Annotated in this window: 15 protein-coding genes, 1 pseudogene and 1 other annotated feature; of the genes and pseudogenes, 7 read left to right on the top strand and 9 right to left on the bottom strand. The window is 63.7% G+C overall.

Going from position 1 to position 16,796, the window contains the following annotated elements; all coding sequences use genetic code 11:
• Positions 1-54: 54 nt before the first annotated feature.
• Positions 55-837 carry an enoyl-CoA hydratase/isomerase family protein gene (locus EI171_RS17140; RefSeq protein WP_161534124.1) on the bottom strand — a complete coding sequence of 261 codons (783 nt, stop codon included), beginning with the start codon at positions 835-837 and terminating at the stop codon, positions 55-57.
• A gap of 124 nt (positions 838-961) precedes the next feature.
• Complete coding sequence (locus EI171_RS17135) at positions 962-3,049, bottom strand: molybdopterin-dependent oxidoreductase (RefSeq protein ID WP_161534121.1); 2,088 nt, start codon at positions 3,047-3,049, stop codon at positions 962-964.
• Between the two features lie 251 nt (positions 3,050-3,300).
• Between EI171_RS17135 and EI171_RS17130 the strand changes: the two genes are divergently transcribed.
• From EI171_RS17130 to EI171_RS17110, 5 genes are all read left to right on the top strand, one after another.
• The gene (locus EI171_RS17130) at positions 3,301-4,257 is read left to right on the top strand and encodes a tripartite tricarboxylate transporter substrate binding protein (RefSeq protein ID WP_202633201.1); all 957 of its coding nucleotides are present in this window, start codon (positions 3,301-3,303) and stop codon (positions 4,255-4,257) included.
• A gap of 15 nt (positions 4,258-4,272) precedes the next feature.
• Entirely contained in the window at positions 4,273-4,740 is a 468-nt protein-coding gene (locus EI171_RS17125) for a (2Fe-2S)-binding protein (protein WP_161534117.1), read from the top strand.
• A complete protein-coding gene (locus EI171_RS17120) occupies positions 4,737-6,863 on the top strand; it encodes a molybdopterin cofactor-binding domain-containing protein (RefSeq protein ID WP_161534115.1) in 2,127 nt (708 codons plus the stop codon). Before EI171_RS17125 ends, EI171_RS17120 begins: the two co-directional genes overlap by 4 nt.
• Positions 6,860-7,558 carry a substrate-binding domain-containing protein gene (locus EI171_RS17115; RefSeq protein ID WP_161534113.1) on the top strand — a complete coding sequence of 233 codons (699 nt, stop codon included), beginning with the start codon at positions 6,860-6,862 and terminating at the stop codon, positions 7,556-7,558. Before EI171_RS17120 ends, EI171_RS17115 begins: the two co-directional genes overlap by 4 nt.
• A 319-nt stretch (positions 7,559-7,877) precedes the next feature.
• Entirely contained in the window at positions 7,878-8,303 is a 426-nt protein-coding gene (locus EI171_RS17110) for a CBS domain-containing protein (RefSeq protein WP_060908298.1), read from the top strand.
• A 249-nt stretch (positions 8,304-8,552) separates the two neighbouring features.
• On the opposite strand, the gene EI171_RS17105 is transcribed toward EI171_RS17110, so the two are convergent.
• Positions 8,553-8,966 (bottom strand): CPBP family intramembrane glutamic endopeptidase, encoded by a 414-nt coding sequence (locus EI171_RS17105; RefSeq protein WP_161534111.1) that lies wholly within the window; start codon positions 8,964-8,966, stop codon positions 8,553-8,555.
• A gap of 171 nt (positions 8,967-9,137) precedes the next feature.
• Here EI171_RS17105 and EI171_RS17100 point away from each other — a divergent pair.
• Positions 9,138-10,369 (top strand): IS3 family transposase gene (locus tag EI171_RS17100; RefSeq protein ID WP_246740221.1). Its coding sequence is split into 2 segments (ribosomal slippage): positions 9,138-9,429 and positions 9,429-10,369, totalling 1,233 coding nucleotides; the frame shifts between segments, so codons are not numbered across the junction.
• Positions 9,422-9,538 (top strand) — a sequence feature (AL1L pseudoknot). Its footprint overlaps the gene before it by 117 nt.
• A gap of 301 nt (positions 10,370-10,670) precedes the next feature.
• Here the strand turns inward: EI171_RS17100 and EI171_RS17095 are convergent.
• From EI171_RS17095 to EI171_RS17075, 5 genes and pseudogenes are all read right to left on the bottom strand, one after another.
• Complete coding sequence (locus EI171_RS17095) at positions 10,671-11,477, bottom strand: SDR family NAD(P)-dependent oxidoreductase (protein ID WP_161534109.1); 807 nt, start codon at positions 11,475-11,477, stop codon at positions 10,671-10,673.
• A gap of 78 nt (positions 11,478-11,555) precedes the next feature.
• Positions 11,556-12,848 (bottom strand): TRAP transporter large permease, encoded by a 1,293-nt coding sequence (locus EI171_RS17090; RefSeq protein ID WP_110116748.1) that lies wholly within the window; start codon positions 12,846-12,848, stop codon positions 11,556-11,558.
• Complete coding sequence (locus EI171_RS17085; RefSeq protein WP_161534107.1) at positions 12,839-13,387, bottom strand: TRAP transporter small permease; 549 nt, start codon at positions 13,385-13,387, stop codon at positions 12,839-12,841. The genes EI171_RS17090 and EI171_RS17085 overlap by 10 nt, the downstream gene beginning before the upstream one ends.
• A 63-nt stretch (positions 13,388-13,450) precedes the next feature.
• Positions 13,451-14,421 (bottom strand): annotated as a pseudogene (locus EI171_RS17080) (TRAP transporter substrate-binding protein).
• Between the two features lie 22 nt (positions 14,422-14,443).
• Positions 14,444-14,602 carry a hypothetical protein gene (locus tag EI171_RS17075; protein ID WP_161534105.1) on the bottom strand — a complete coding sequence of 53 codons (159 nt, stop codon included), beginning with the start codon at positions 14,600-14,602 and terminating at the stop codon, positions 14,444-14,446.
• Between the two features lie 436 nt (positions 14,603-15,038).
• Between EI171_RS17075 and EI171_RS17070 the strand changes: the two genes are divergently transcribed.
• Entirely contained in the window at positions 15,039-15,815 is a 777-nt protein-coding gene (locus tag EI171_RS17070) for a cyclase family protein (protein WP_161534102.1), read from the top strand.
• Positions 15,816-15,825: 10 nt separating this feature from the next.
• On the opposite strand, the gene EI171_RS17065 is transcribed toward EI171_RS17070, so the two are convergent.
• Positions 15,826-16,554, bottom strand: a complete 729-nt coding sequence (locus EI171_RS17065) for a Crp/Fnr family transcriptional regulator (RefSeq protein ID WP_011088801.1) — start codon at positions 16,552-16,554, stop codon at positions 15,826-15,828.
• Between the last annotated feature and the right edge of the window lie 242 nt (positions 16,555-16,796).

The following is a 16,796-nucleotide window of genomic DNA, read 5'->3' as shown; positions in this document are numbered from 1 at the left end:
TATCCTTCGCGGCCTCTGGCATCGTCCTGGCTTTCGCCAGGACGATATCGAACCTCACCGCCCCGTCCAGACCGGCTTGCGCTTCTCGCTGAACGCCTTCAGGCCCTCTTTCGCATCCTCGGTCATCGCCAGCAGCGCGATCTGGCTTTCGGTGTAGGCGATGCTCTCGTCGAACGACATCGAGGCAATGGCGCGCATGGCGTACTTGCCGCGGCGGATCGCGGTCGGGGATTTGTCGACGATGCGGCCGATCAGCCAGTCGGCCTTGGCATCCAGCTCGGCCGCGGGCACGACATAGTTGAGCAGGCCCGCTGCCTGCGCCGCCTTCGCGTCGAACGGCTCGCCGGTCAGCGCCCATTCATTGACGAGGCGCGGCGGGGCGATGCGCTGCAACAGGCTCAGGACCTGCATCGGGAACACGCCGACCTTCACCTCCGGCAGGCCGAAGATGACCTGATCGGCCGCGACCGCCATGTCGGTCATGCACAACAGCCCCATGCCGCCGGCCATGCAGACGCCGCCGACCCGCGCAATCGCCGGCTTGGTGGCGTTCTGTGACAAACGTAACAGATCTGCATAGTCGACATTTGGTTTGGAATGATCCATCGCGAAAGCCGCGCCGGAATTCTGCAGATCGGCGCCGGCGCAGAACGCCTTGTCGCCCGCGCCCGTCAGCACGATGACGCGGACGTCCTTGTCGTCATGCGCGTCGCGGTAGCCTTTGGTGATGCCGGCGATGACATCGCCGTTCAGCGCGTTGCGCTTCTCCGGACGGTTGATGGTGATCCAGAAAGCCTGCCCGCGCTTCTCGGTGATGACGGCTGTGGTGTCGGTCATGGCACGCTTCCTTGCTCCCGTTTGCCGCCATTTGCGGCAGCTCGGGCGCGAGGCGCAAGCGCAATCTGCGGCCCGACACCGCTTTAGCGCCTCGACACAAATGCGAGGCAATCGCCATGCGCGCTCAGGCGACCGCTTTTCTGATCCAGACCTTGTTGTCGTGGAATGCGGCGCCGCCGATCGGCGCCACGGCCTCGGCGCCGGTCAGCATGTTGATGCCGCGGCCGCCGACGTGGTTCTTGTTCGGATGAACGGACTCCGCGATCAGGACGCCGCGCCGCACGCCCTCGAACAGCGTCGCAATCAGCGTGGTCTCGCCGCGGGTGTTGCCGAGCGTCACGGCGTCGCCGTCGGCGATATCGAGGGGGGCTGCATCCAGCGGGTGGATCATCACGCTCGCCTTGCCCTCGCGCGCCTGTGAGGACGGCGTCTCGTTGAAGGTGGTGTTGAGGAAGCTGCGCGAGGGACTGGTCGCAAGCCGGAACGGATGGGCCTGGTCGGCGTGCTCGATCACCGCCCAATGGTCGGGCAGCGACGGCATCTTGTCGACATCGCCCATCGTCTGGCCGAACGGCGGATGCGCCCAGTCCGCCCTGAAATGGAATTTCCCGTCGGCATGGGCAAACCCGTCGAGGAAATGCGCGGTGCGGAAGTCGGGTTGCAGATCGCGCCAGAGGTCGGCTTCGAGGCCGGCGATGTCGCCGTGGTTGCTGAGCTTCAGCGTTGCGTCGATCAGTTCGCGCGACGTCATCTCGAAGCCCTGATGCCTGGCGCCAAGCCGCGGTGCCAGCGCCTGCAACACCTGGTGGTTGGAGCGGCATTCGCCGGGCGGGTCGATCAGCTTGGGTCCAACCGAGATGTGTTGATGGCCGCCGCCGTAATAGAGGTCGTCGTGCTCCATGAACATGGTCGCCGGCAGCACGATGTCGGCCATCAGCGCTGTCTCGGTCATGAACTGCTCGTGCACCGCGACGAACAGATCCTCGCGCGCAAACCCCTGGGCCACCAGCGCCTGCTCCGGCGCCACCGTCATCGGATTGGTGTTCTGGATCAGCATCGCCTTGACCGGTCCCTTGCCGAACTGGGCCTCGGTGTCGCCGGTGAGGATGCGGCCGATCTTCGACTGGTCGAGCGCGCGCGTGGTCCGGTCGATCGCGTCGTGGCCCTCGATGATGGCTTCGTTGAAGTGCCACAGCGCGTAATTGTTGAAGAAGGCGCCGCCGCCTTCATACTGCCAGGCCCCGGTCACCGCGGGGATGCAATTCGCCGCATGCATCTGCGTGGCGCCATTGCGGCTGCGCGTAAAGCCGTAGCCATAGCGGAAGAAGGTGCGTTTGGTCTCGCCGACGGCCTTCGCAAAAGCCTCGATCTCGGCGACCGGGACGCCGCAGATGGCGGAGGCCCATTCCGGCGTGCGCGTCTTCAGATGCGCCTCGAGCTCGGCAGGGCAATCGGTGTACTTGTCCATGTAGGCGCGGTCGGCATAGCCGTCGCGGAACAGGACGTGCATGACGCCGCAGGCGAAGGCGCCGTCGGTGCCTGGACGCAGGATGATCTTGATATCAGCCTGCTTCATGGTCTCGTTATCGTAGATGTCAACGGCCGCGATCTTGGCGCCGCGCTCCTTGCGTGCCCGCGCGGCGTGCGTCATCACGTTGACCTGAGTGTTGACCGGATTGGTGCCCCAGATCACGACGAGGTCGGAGAGCGCCATCTCGCGCGGATCGACGCCGGCGATCTTGCCGGTGCCGATCGCATATCCGATCCGCGCGACATTGGCGCAGATCGTCTGATAGAAGCGCGAATATTTCTTCACATGCGTGAGGCGATTGAGACCGTCGCGCATCACCAGCCCCATCGTGCCGGCGTAGTAGTAGGGCCAGACCGATTCCGCGCCGAACTCGCGCTCGGCCTGGTTGAACCGATGTCCGATCTCGTCCAGCGCCTCGTCCCAGGAGATGCGCGCGAACTGCCCGGAGCCCTTCGGCCCGGTGCGGCGCATCGGATACATCACCCGTTCGGGGTGATGGATACGCTCGGCATAGCGGGCGACCTTGGCGCAGACGACGCCGGCCGTATAGGTCTGCTTCTTCGAACCGCGGACGCGGCCGATGCTGCGGCCTTCGACCACCTCGACATCGAGGGCGCAGGCTGAGGGGCAATCGTGCGGACAGGTCGAATGGCGGATTTCGATCTTGGCGTGCTGGTTCATGTCCCAGTTCGTAACACCAAAATACCGGCCGGCCGAGAGCATTTATCCGGCAACGCCCATGCGATTTGCTCAAACCGCACGCGCGGCCGGTTCCTGCCGAAAGCACGAAATCCGGCCCGGCCACACCGAAAGCCGCCCGATATTCCCGGCGCGATCGACGTTGTGAGGCGTCGACAGTCCGCGTTCCCTGCCGCTACAGTGCACCCAACAAGAACGATATCAGGGAGGTGGGCGTGACGGCCCGACAATTCATGCTGGCGCTGGCCGCCGGCCTGCTCGGCGTAGCCGCCGCAGCCCCCTCATTGGCGCAGGATTATCCCACGCACGCGGTCCGAATCGTCGTGCCCTTCGGCGCCGGCGGGCCGGCCGACGTCGCGGCCCGGCTGATCGGCAACGCGCTCCAGGAGAGTTTTGGCCAGCCCTTCGTGGTCGAGAACCGCACCGGCGCGGGGGGCGTCATCGGCACCGTCGAAGCGGCGAAGTCGCCGGCCGACGGCTACACGCTGTTGATGATGTCCAACACCCAGACCGCGAATGAATCGCTGCTGACGCCGGAGCAACGCAAATACGAGCTGATGCGCGACCTCGCGCCGATCGCGCCGGTGAATTATTCCGATCTCGTTATCGTGGTGAACCCGCAGGTTCCAGCCAAGACGCTGCAAGAGTTCATCACGCTCGCCAAATCGCAACCGGGGAAGTTGAACTACGCCTCCTCCGGCCAGGGCACGCCCTATCACATGGCCGGCGAGCTGTTCAAAGCGATGGCGGGCATCAACGTCGTCCACGTGCCCTACCGCAACAGCGGCGAGGCGCGCAGCGGCGTGATCGGCGGGCAGGTGCAGATGATGATCGACGCCGTGCCGGCGATGGCGCCGAACATCGCCGAGAACCAGGTCCGCGCACTCGCCACCACCGGCAAGCAGCGTTCAACGGTGCTGCCGAACGTGCCGACCGCGGGCGAGGCCGGCACAGCAGGCTATGAGGCCACGATCTGGCTGGGCCTGATGGCGCCGGCCGGCACGCCGAAGCCAGTCATCGACAAGCTCAACGCCGCCGTGAACGCAATGGTGAAACGTCCGGACATCGTCAAGCTCTGGACCGCGCAAGGCGCCGTTCCCATGTCGATGACGCCGGAGGAATTCGACAAGTTCCTGCGCGGCGACATCGAGAAATGGGCCGATGTCGTCAAGAAGTTCGACAAGTCCTGAGGCCGTAGAACGACCATGCCGATTCAATTCCAGCTCAACGGCACGGCGACGACTGTGGACGCAGATCCGGATCAGACACTGCTCGATGTTCTGCGCGACCGGCTCGGCGTTACCGGTCCGCATTTTGGCTGTGGTGCCAATGAGTGCGGGGCCTGCTACGTCATGGTGGACGGCCGCGCGATGGCCTCCTGCGACATGCCGATGTGGTCGGCTGCCGGCAAAGACGTCGTCACGATCGAAGGTCTCGGCACGGCGGAGCAACCACACGCCTTGCAACGCGCCTTCATCTCCGAACAGGCGATGCAATGCGGCTATTGTGTTTCGGGAATCCTGATCAGTGCGGCGGCGTTGCTGAAGCGCAATCCGTCGCCGACGGAGGCCGAGGTCAGAACGGCGCTCGACCGCAACCTGTGCCGCTGCGGATCGCATAACCGCATGGTCCGCGCCGTGCTGCGCGCGGCCACGGAGATGGCCACCCCATGACGCCCCCTGCCCCGAAACTGCCGGTCAGCCTCGTGACCAACCCAAGACTGTCATCCTGGGTGCGGTTCACCAGCGACGGCCGCGTCGCGATCTCGCCCGGCAAGGTCGAGATCGGCCAGGGCATCGTCACGGCGCTGGCCCAGATCGCCGCGGACGAGCTCGACGTCGATATCGGCCGAATCGAAATGATCCGCGCCTCGACCGCAACCAGCCCGAACGAAGGCGTCACCTCGGGCAGCCTTTCGATCCAGCAATCCGGCCGCGCGCTGCGACACGTTTGCGCCGAAGTGCGCCAGCGCTTCCTCGTCGCGGCGTCGGAACGCCTCGGCGTCGACGCCTCGCTGCTCGATGTCGATGACGGCACGATCTCGGGTCCCGGCAATGTCAGGACCAGCTATTGGGAGCTGGCGGGCGACGTCTCGCTCGACCAGGATGCCACTGCTGGCGCGACTGCGAAGACCGCCGTTATGCGTGCCGTGGCAGGGCATTCGATCCAGCGCGTGGACATTCCCGACAAGGTGTTCGCACGGCCGCGCTTCATCCACGACCATGCGCTGCCGGAGCTGTTGCACGGCCGCGTGCTGCGGCCGGACATCTCGGGCGCCAAATTGACAGCGCTCGACGAAACAGCCGTGCGCACCGTTCCGGGCCTCGTCGCGATCGCTCGCGACGGCGGTTTCGCCGGCGTGGTCGCCGACACCGAGGTGGCGGCGGAAGCCGCGCTGAATGCCCTGCGCAAGGGCGCGACATGGTCGGCCGGCGAGCCGCTGCCCGACGAAAACGATCTGGCGGGCTTCCTGAAGAGCCAACCGGTCGAGACGACCACCATCGACACCAGATCGGCCGCGTCGCCACAGAAGGCCGCGCGCACTCTCCGCCGGCAATACACCCGCCCCTATATCGCGCATGCCTCGATCGCGCCGTCCTGTGCGATGGCGCGGTGGGAGGGCGATCGTGTCCACGTCTGGACCCATAGCCAGGGCGTCTATCTGCTGCGCGCCGATCTCGCGATCGTGCTCAAGCTGCCGGCCGACAACATCGTCGTCGAGCACATGGAGGGCGCCGGCTGCTACGGGCACAATGCGGCCGACGACGTCGCGCTCGATGCCGTGCTGCTGGCGAAAGCGGTCGACGGCCGTCCGGTCCGGGTGCAGTGGTCGCGCCACGACGAGATGTCCCACGCGCCATTCGGCGCGGCCATGGCCATCGAGATCGAGGCCGATCTCGATGCGGACAACGAGATCGTCGGCTGGCGCCATGCGATCTGGAGCAACGGCCACGCTGCGCGGCCGGGACGGGCGGCACAGCCGGCGCTGCTTGCGGCAACCGAGATCGCAAAACCCTATCCGCGCATGATCTCGACGAATCCGCCGGCAGCCAATGGTGGCGGCGGCGACCGCAATTCCGTTCCGCTCTATGACCTCCCGGCCTGGACGATCACGAGCCACCGCCTGCTGACCATGCCGGTGCGCACCTCGGCGCTGCGGACCCTGGGCGGGCAAGGCAACGTGTTCGCGATCGAATCCCTGCTCGACGAGATCGCCGCCCTGCGCGGCGAAGATCCGGTCGCGTTTCGTCTACGCCATCTGCGCGATGAGCGCGCGAAGGACGTCATTCGCGCCGCAGCCCGACGCGCGCAGTGGAAGCCGCAGAAGCGAACCGGTATCGGCCACGGCGTCGGTTTTGCGCGCTACAAGAATACGGGCGCCTATTGCGCCGCGATTGCCGAGATCGAAGGCACCGACGATATCCGCGTGAGGCGGCTGACGCTGGCGGTCGATGTCGGCGAAGCCATCAACCCCGACGGCGTGATCAACCAGATCGAAGGCGGCGCGATCCAGGCGACGAGCTGGGTGTTGAAGGAGCGCGTCCGCTTCGACCGGATACGCATCACATCGACATCGTGGACCGACTATCCGATCCTGACCTTCAGCGAGGTGCCGGCGGTGGATGTCGAGATCATCCAGCGGCCGGAGATCGAGCCGGTCGGCGCCGGCGAAGCCGCACACGGCCCGGTGACGGCGGCGATCGCGAACGCGGTCCACGATTGCCTCGGCGTGCGCGTGCGCGACCTGCCGATCACGCGCGACAAGATCATCGCAGCCATGGAGCTTGCATCGTGACGACAGTGAATATTCTGAGCGGCGGCGCGGCGCAAGGCCTGGTGCGCGGCCTCAGCGAGGCCTTCAAGACGCAGACCGGGTTCGGCATCGACGGCGAGTTCGGCGCGGTCGGCATCATGGCCGACAAGCTGCGTGCGAGCACGCCGGCCGATCTCGTCATATTAACGCACGCGTTGCTCGCGAAACTTGCCGAGGAGAAGCTCGTCGTCCCCTCCTCGATCGCAGATGTCGGCAGCGTTGAAACCGGGCTGGCGGTCCGCAACCGCGATCCAAAGGTGGCCGTGAAGACTGAAGCCGACCTGCGCGAGGTCCTGCGTGCCGCAGACGCCATCTATGTGCCCGACACCAGGGCTTCGACCGCGGGCCAGCACGTCGCAAAGGTCCTGGATCAACTCGGCATCGCCTACGAGGTCGCATCGCGTCTCAAGATATTCCCGAACGGCGCGACCGCGATGCGGAAGCTTGCGACATCCACCGCGCAAAGGCCGCTCGGTTGCACCCAGGCGACCGAGATCATCGCGACCGACGGCATTGCGCTATCGGGATCGCTGCCGCCGGGCTGCGAACTGGTGACGACGTACACGGCCGGCGTGACCACGCGCGCCGCACACCCGAAGGAAGCCGCCGCGCTGATCGCTTTGCTGACTGGCGCGGACCGAAAGGAGCTGCGCCAGCGCGCGGGCTTTGCCGGCTAGGGCGCGTACTCATAAACTTGCGCTGCACTTCGTATGAGGTCCGCTCTGCCTCTGATAGCGGCGCGTTGGCGCACCTCACCTCAGGTCCGAGATGGGCCAAGAGCAGCCATTGGCATAGTCTGCAAGCCAAATTTGTCCAGCGGGTCGTCGCAGCCGAATGCCCGCGCTTTGATGTAGATCAAATCAGACTTAGCCATTAGTAGTAATTTAGTTTTCGCATGGCGCGCATAGTTTAACGCGGCACGGTGTTCAAGCGTCTGTGTCAAACCAATAGGCGGCCTGCTGGGAAACGACGCTTTTCGAAGGGCGGAGAGTTTCGATGACGGTCCGCCAGTTACTCAATGAAAAAGGGCATGATGTTTTTACAATTGGCCCGGACAACACCGTCCTTGAGGCCATACAAAAGATGGCTGACCAGAATGCTGGTTCTTTAGTTGTAATCGAGGACGGAAACCCCATTGGCATCATTACCGAACGACATTACGCACGGAACGTGTTTTTGAAAGGACGTGCATCCCCTACAACTCGTGTCCGTGACATTATGGAGGCGAAGGTTTTATACGCTCACCTTGATCAAACTGTGGAAGAATGCATGGCCGTTATGACTGAGAAGAGAGTTCGCCACCTTCCCGTTATTGATCAGGGCAAATTGATCGGAATTGTATCGATTGGAGATTTGGTAAAAAACATAATCAGTAAACAAGAATTCGTCATTGACCAGTTGGTACAATTTATTCACCGCTAATGCGGATCGACTATCGCGCCGATCGCGCTTCTGATGTTTTCCGCTTTTGGTGATGGTTAATCGCGAAGAAATCGCCTTGTTTCCTGCAATCGAAGTTGAGTGTAGCTCCTGCTCGGGCGGGGCTTCATAGAGTCCGCTCAGGGTCAAAATGCGAAGAACTCGGAGTGGGCAAGGTCAGTCCGCTCTACCCCTCCAAGCGGACCTCGATGAAAGGTGTCGCCACTTCGCGAACGGGCCAAAGGCGACCTTTCAAAGCGCGAAGTTCACTATGTCAGTCAGGTAGTGTCCAAGAACTGCAGGCCAAAGTGCCCCGGATCGGCGGTACAACGTCATCAACAAGCCACCTATCACCACAGCCTCGCCAATATTCCCGAAGCCCGTCCACCAGTGATAGGCTCCAAACAAAAAAGATGTTGCGAGAACCAAGGCAAAGCCGTCATCCAAATAGCTCTGGAGCAGATGACGCGCACAGCGGCGGAATACGATCTCCTCACTTAAGGCGACTAGCCCAAGACCAAAAACGATATCGACGACAAGCAGCCAGCCTTGCACTTCAGGATATGCCCCGAGCACTGTAGCAGGTAGGAGACCATTAATGGTTCGTCGGATCCACCCACCCAAATAGTGGTCCGCGAGGACAATGCCGACAATCCAGACGGTCACTTCCCATAGCGCTATTCGAAGTGGTTCAAATCGGAAGGCTACCGTCCGCGCAGCAGGTATAGCGCTCAGAACTGCCAAAGCCCCAAGGCGGCCTGCGTAATCCCAAACGATCCATGCGGCCTGAACCGCCCCGGGTTTGCCGGAGGCTCCAACTCCTGAGAGGATGGAGCCATGACGAGCAAGACGACGAACAAGTTTTCACCCGAGGTCCGGACCCGAGCGGTTCGGATGGTTCTGGATCACGCCGGCGAGCACCCGTCGCGCTGGGCGGCAGTTACGTCAATCGCGGCCAAGATCGGCTGCACGCCGCAGACGCTGCATGACTGGGTCAAGAAGGCCGAGGTCGGTAGCGGGCAGCGGGCCGGCGTTCCGACCGACACGGCCGAGAAGCTGAAGGCGCTCGAACGGGAGAACCGCGAGCTTCGGCAGGCCAACGAGATCCTGCGCAAGGCAAGCGCCTATTTTGCGATGGCGGAGCTCGACCGCCGGTTCAAGCCATGATCGCCTTCATCGACGATCATCGTGGGGCGCATGGGGTCGAGCCGATCTGCAAGGTCTTGCCGATCGCCCCCTCGACCTACCACGCCCATGTGACCAAGCGGCGCGATCCCGCCAAGCTGTCGGTGCGCGCCAGGCAGGACGCCGCGCTGAAGATCGAGGTGCGGCGCGTCTTCGATCAAAACTTCTCCGTCTACGGCGTGCGCAAGGTCTGGCGCCAGCTCAAGCGCGAAGGCTTCGATGTTGCCCGTTGCACGGTGTCGCGACTGATGCGTGACATGGGTTTGCAAGGGGTCATCCGCGGCAAATCCGTCAAGACTACGATCAGCGACAAGGCCGCGCCATGCCCGCTGGATCACGTCAACCGCCAGTTCAAGGCGCCAAGGCCGAACGTTCTCTGGCTCTCCGACTTCACCTATGTCGCGACCTGGACCGGCTTTGTCTACGTCGCCTTTGTGATCGACGCCTATGCCCGCAGGATCGTGGGCTGGCGAGCCTCGCGCACGGCGCATGCAGGCTTCGTGCTCGATGCGCTGGAGCAGGCACTGCATGATCGACGGCCGGTCCATCGTGGCGGGCTCGTGCACCACAGCGACAGGGGCAGCCAATATGTATCCATTAAGTACACCGAGCGCCTGGCTGAAGCTGGTGTCGAGCCTTCTGTCGGCAGCGTCGGAGATTCCTATGACAACGCTCTCGCCGAAACCATCAACGGTCTCTACAAGGCTGAGGTGATCCATCGGCGCGGGCCATGGCGCAGCTTCGAGGCCGTCGAGTTCGCGACCCTAGAATGGGTGGATTGGTTCAACAACCGACGGCTCCTGGAGCCCATCGGCAACATCCCGCCGGCCGAAGCCGAACAACGCTACTACGCCATGCTGGAACAACCCGCCATGGTGGCATAACTTAAACCAAATGGCCTCCGGCAAACCCGGGCGGTTCAGCCGGATCGAATTGTTGCAGTCTTACAATTTGCGCCACAACCATTGGGAAAAGGGCCGCCGCGAACCAAAGAGGCGTGGGTATCGAGCGAGCCATCATCATGTATCTTTAGCGCGGCTGATACATTCACCGCAATGCGGCCTAGCGAACGCGGGCACGTCCGCTCTGGGTCACAAGCCGCCGATCACACTCAAGGTGGCAGACTTCCGCTTTGCGTTGGTAAGCCGACTTTATGAGTACATGCCCTAGGCGCCGATCGTCGCCCTATTTGTGCAATTGGGTGAGACCGGTCGGCGGACCGTCGACCGCGGTCCAGCCGCCATCGACGAACAGCGTGCTGCCGCTGACATAGCTGGCGGCGTCCGAGGCGAGATAGGCCACCGCCGTTGCGACCTCGTCGGCGCTGCTCCAGCGGTTGAACACGGTGTGGCCGGCGTAGAGATTGTAGATGTCGGGCCGCTGCTTGAACGGGCCGGTGAGCGCGGTCTCGGCGATGCTCGGCGCGATGGCGTTGACGCGCACGCCGGCATGACCGACCTCGGAGGCAAAGCCCTTCACCAGGAGGCCGATCGCCGCCTTGGTCGAGCCGTAGACGCCAAGGCCCGGTTCGATGGTCACCGCGCGCACCGAGGAACAGGCGATGATGCTGCCGCCCTTCTGCTCGACCATGATGCGGCCGAAAGCCTGGAAGAACCAGACCGTGCCCTTGACGTTGAGGTTAAGGACACGGTCGAGATCCTCCTCGGAGTAGTCGAGGATGGTCTTGCGGATGTTGAGCCCGGGCGTCGTCACGGCGATGTCGAGCCGCGGGAACTTCTGCATCACGGTTTTGGCCAGCGCATTGACGTCCGCAGCGCTCGCGGCATCGCAGCTAGCAGATTCCGCCCAGCCGCCCTTGTCGCGAATGCCCGCGGCGGTCGCTTCCGCTGCATCGAGCGCCCGATCGGCGCAGACGACACGGGCGCCGAGCCCGGCCAGTGCTTCGGCCGACGACTTGCCGATGCCCGAGGCGGCGCCGAGCACGACGGCCGTCTTGCCGGTGAGATCGAAGAGCTTGCGATAGTCGGTCACGGACAGATTCTCCCTGTTGTTGTGACGCAAACTACGCAAGCCCGCTGCGCCGGCCAAGTGCCGGCGCGCGCACGGCAGCTATCCCTTGTATCCCATCAGCAGGCGCGGCAGCCACAGCGAGAATGCGGGAACGTAAGTGACGAACATCAGCGCCGCGATCAGCGCGGCGTAGAACGGCAGGATGGTGCGCATCACCGCGCCCACCGAGATGCCGCCGATGGCGCAGCCCACGAACTGCGTCGTTCCGACCGGCGGAGTGTTCAGCCCCAGCGCGCAGTTGATCAGCATCAGCATGCCGAACTGCACGGGATCCATGCCCGCCTTCATCGCGATCGGCAGGAAGATCGGGGTGCAGATCAGGATGGTCGCCGCCATGTCCATGAACGTGCCGAGCACGAACAGGATGACGTTGATGAGCAGGAAGATGATCCAGGGCTGCGTCGACACCTTGCTCATCAGGTCGCCGGCGAAATCGGCCACCTCGTAGAGCCCCATCAGATACTGGAACATGGTGGAGACGCCGATCAGCAGCAGCACCACGCCCGTCGTCTTCACCGCCTTCGCCGCGGCCCGCAGGAAGTTCGGCAGGGTCATGGTGCGGTAGATGAAGAACGTCAGCAGGATCGTGTAGGTGACAGCGACGGCTGCGGATTCAGTTGCGGTGAAGACGCCGGACAGGATGCCCGCCAGAATGATACCGACGATCAGGAGACCGGGCAGCGCGGCCGCGAACGAGCGGAAAACCTCGGCCCAGCCGGGGAACTTGCCGGCCGGATAGCCGCGCTTCACCGCGACCGCGTAAGCGGCGACCAGCATGCACACCATCAGCACGAGCGCCGGCAGAAGGCCTGCGGCGATCAGCGCGCCGATCGAAACCTTGCCGCCGGCGGCCAGGGCATAGATGATCATGTTGTGGCTGGTCGGCATCAAGGCTCCGACCAGCGAGGCGTGGGTGGTGACGTTGACGGCGTAGTCGGTGTCGAAACCTTCCTTTTTCATCATCGGGATCATCACCGCGCCCATCGCCGACACGTCGGCCACGGGCGAACCGGATACGCCGCCGAACAGCGTGCAGGCGACCACGTTCGACATGCCGAGCCCGCCGCGGATGTGTCCGACGAGATTCTTGGCGAGCTGCACGATCTTGTCGGCGACGCCGCCATGCAGCATCAGCTCACCGCTGAAGACGAAGAACGGAATGGCGAGGAACGAGAAGATGTTCATCCCCGACATCATCTGCTGGAAGATGACGGCGACCGGCAGGCCCTCGTAGAGGATGGTGCAGATCGCCGAGAGGCCGATCGCAAAGGCGACCGGAACGCCGAGGATCAGGAAGCCGAAGAAGGAGGCGCCGAGGATGATCAGTTCCATGAGGGGACGACCTCTTCGCCGCGCAGGAGGGCAATGATGTGCTCGATTGAAAAGGACACGATCAGGACGCCGGAGGCGATCAGCGGGACGTAGCGGATGACCTCGGGAAGGCCGAGATTGGGAATCTTCACGGTGCCGACCGACGCCCCGAGGATCCAGCCGTTGTAGGCCATCGCAACGCCGAACACGGCGACCAGAACGTGAATCACGAGCTCGATCTTCTCACGCACATTATCCGGAAGCATCACCAGCAGACTGTCCATGCCGATGTGTCCGGCATCGCGAACGCCGACGGCGGCGCCGATCAGCGTGACATACAGGATCAGGACCAGCGCAAGGTTCTCCGTCCAGGTCGGGCTGGAGTTGAGCACGTAACGTCCGAACACCTGGTAGAACACGATGGTGACGATGACGAGCAGGCCGGTCACGGACAGATACATGCCCACCCGCGCAACGGGGGCATTGATCCGCGACAGCAGGCCGGTGGACGGGCGTCCGGCGACCTCCTGCTCGTGGCTTGCGGCGTGTGGGTCGGTCATTCCCGTGTCTCCTTGCGAGGGTCCGGGTCACCTCGCGGCGACGCCGGACCCGACGCTGTGGCCTTACTTCGTGTCCTGGATACGCTTGACGAGGCCCTGCAGCTTCTCGTCGCCGGCGAACTTGGCGTAGACCGGCTTCATCGCGTCGACGAATTCCGCCTTGTTGGCGATCGTGACGACCTGGACACCGGCCGCCTCGACGGTCTTGCGGGACGCCTGCTCACGCTCGTCCCAGAGCTTGCGCATGACGGGCACCGATTCCTTGGCCGCCTTGCGGATCATCGCCTGATCCTCCTTGCTCAGCGTGTCCCAGACCTTCTTGGACATCACGAGAACCTCGGGCGCCAGGGAGTGCTCGGTGATGTTGTAGAACTTGGCTGCCTCGAAATGGCGCGAGGACTCGTAGGAAGGCCAGTTGTTCTCGGCCGCGTCCACGAGACCGGTCTTGAGCGCGTATAGACCTCGCCATACGGCATCGGCGTCGGGTTGGCCCCGAGGCTCTGGATCATGCCGACCCACAGGTCGGATTGCTGGACGCGAATCTTCAGACCCTTGAGGTCCGCGAGCGACTTGACCGGGGCCTTGACGGTGTAAATGGAGCGGGCGCCGCTGTCGTAATAGGCAAGGCCGACCAGGCCCGCGGGCTCCATCGCCGCCAGGATCTCGTCGCCGATCGGCCCGTCAAGGACGTTGCGCATGTGCTGCGTGTCGCGGAAGACGAAGGGCAGGCACAACGCGATGGTCTCAGGCACGAAGTTGTTGAGCGGCGATGCGTTGATCCGCATCATGTCGAGCGCGCCGATCTTGAGCTGTTCGATGGTGTCCTTCTCGGAGCCCAGGGCGCCGTTGGGAAACACCTTCACGCCGAGCTTGCCGCCGCTCGCGGTCGCGAGCTGCTTGCCCATGAACTTGACGGCCTCGACGGTCGGATAGTCGGCGGGATGGATGTCGGCGGAGCGGAAATCGCGTGCGGTCGCCAAGGGCGCTGAGACCGCGAGCACAGCGGCTGCGATGATACCGGTGAGTGTCTTCATCTGGGCTTCCTCCTGAGTTTGATTATGTCGTTGTCGGGCAGTTGCTGCGCGCCGCCTTGGGTCGCTCCACTTCAGGTGTAAAGTCAAGCGTTACAAACGCACCACCTTGGTAGGATTGCGCGGCGGAGTCGAGCGGATTTGACTGGCTGGTGATCGCGGCGACGGAAGGTGCGAGCTTCATCGCGCCGTCTCCGGCGGGGACTTGCGCGGCAGGTGCCGGCTTCCCTGTATTCCCGCCCCGCCATCGGCCGATGCCGGATGCGAGGTGACGATGCTCGTCATACCCATCGACGTTCCTCTGGTTCTAGGCTCGGCCGCTATTGGCTGCGGCTTAGAGGTACGGACGAGACGGTCGCCCCATCCTTGTGCGATGCGCGCTTCATCAGCGCAATGTCGCCAGTCTCGTCCCTAGGGCGAGCGGCATTCTGAGTCCAAGCCAAATCCGGCATCGATCAATGCTGGAGTTGCATCGATCGGCCACGCCGTCGCTCCACGAAGGCGATCGGGAAAATGTCCGTTTTTCCGAATATTGACGCACCGACGCGTTACTTGACGCCGCCGGCGCAGCCCCGACAAAATGCTGCGAAACAGACCGGACCATCTCGAAGGGAATGCCCATGCCGCGGACGCTGATCGATATCTCCGTGCCGCTCAAAAACGACGTGACGTCCGACCCGCCGGGCAATCACCCGACGATCCACTACATCGATCACCAGCAGGGCCTGCCGCGCATGCTCCAGTTCTTCGACGGCCTCAAGGCGCAGGACCTGCCGGACGGCCAGGGCTGGGCCGTCGAGCAGGTCTCGTTGTCGACGCATAACGGCACGCATCTCGATGCGCCCTGGCACTTCCACCCGACCATGAATCGCGGCGAGCGGTCATGGACGATCGACGAGGTGCCGCTCGAATGGTGCTTTCAGCCCGGCGTGAAGCTCGACTTCCGGCACCTGCCCGATGGTTATGTCGTGACCGCCGCCGACGTCGAAAAGGAGCTCAAGCGCATCGGCCACACGCTGTCGCCGTTGGAGATCGTCGTCGTCAACACCAGCGCGGGCGCCAAATTCGGCCAGGCCGACTACGTCAATTCCGGCTGCGGCATGGGTTACGAGGCCACCATGTATCTGCTCGAGCGCGGCGTGCGGCTGACCGGCACCGACGGCTGGAGCTGGGACGCTCCGTTCGTCTACACCGCGAAGAGATATGCCGAAACAAAAGATGCCAGCCTGATCTGGGAAGGCCACAAGGCGGGACGGCACATCGGCTATTGCCATCTCGAGAAGCTGCACAATCTCGATCGATTGCCGTCGGCCGGCTTCACGGTCTCGTGCTTTCCGGTGAAGATCGAACGCGCCTCCGCCGGCTGGACCCGCGCGGTCGCCATCATCGACGGTTAGGCGAACGCAATCACTCGCCGCCGAGGCCGCTTTCGGCGAGCTCGCGCAGCGCATCGGTATCGAGCACCACGATGGCGCCGTGCTCGAGGCGAACCCAGTTGCGTCCGGCCCAGGCGCGCAATTGCTTGTTGATGCTCTCGCGCGTCATCCCCACCATCTCGCTGATCTCCTGCTGGGTGATGGCGAGCGTACCGCTGCCGGAGTCGAACTTGCGCTCTTCGGTGAGACCGAGCAGCGCGCTTGCGAGCCGGCCCGGAAGATTTTGCAGGATCACCTGCTCGACCTGCTGGCTGGTCCAGCGCAGCCGCGCGCAGAGCAGCTCGATGAATTTCATCGCCAGCGCCGGCTGGCTCTTCACGAACGGCAGGAAGTCCCGGCGATCGATGATGTAGAGCTCGCAATTGGTGTTGGCGGTCGCATCCGCCGAACGCGGCGCACCGTCGAGAACCGCGATCTCGCCAAAGATTTCTCCGGGACCGATGAGATTGAGAATGGCATTCCGCCCGTCGGGCGAAGAGGAGGATATCTTTACCGTCCCCGAGATCACCGCGAACAGGTTGTTGCCGGGGTCGCCCTTGGCGGCGATCGTCGCACCGCGCTTCACGGTGGTGTGCTTGGCGTAGCGGCAGAGCTGATCGAGCGCATCCGGCTCCAGATCCGCGAAGATCGGGTGCTTGCGCAGGACCGATAATTTGTTCGCCGCCGATTGTCGGGGGTCGCCGGTCTTGTCCTGAGGCACGCCGCTGGGCTCCTAAGACTGCGAGGCACTGGAGTTCCTGCGTAGTCAGTGTTGCCCGGCATTTCAACCGGAAAGCATGCGCGCGCTTTAAGGCAAATGCGGCGAAAATGCCCGCCGCCCGGCTCAAGGGCGGCATCCGAAGGATGCGCCAATGCGTCCCAGTCGATGCAGAGTTGCAGGCACCGCACGCCGCGATTGCGTTGAGGCGCTGCCGGACAGCCAAGAGCCGGCCGGGCGAGCGT

This window comes from Bradyrhizobium sp. LCT2, assembly GCF_009931255.1.
GTDB classification, from domain to species: domain Bacteria; phylum Pseudomonadota; class Alphaproteobacteria; order Rhizobiales; family Xanthobacteraceae; genus Bradyrhizobium; species Bradyrhizobium diazoefficiens.
Note: the sequence above shows the minus strand (reverse complement) of the source record. Positions and strands in the feature narration are given on the sequence as shown.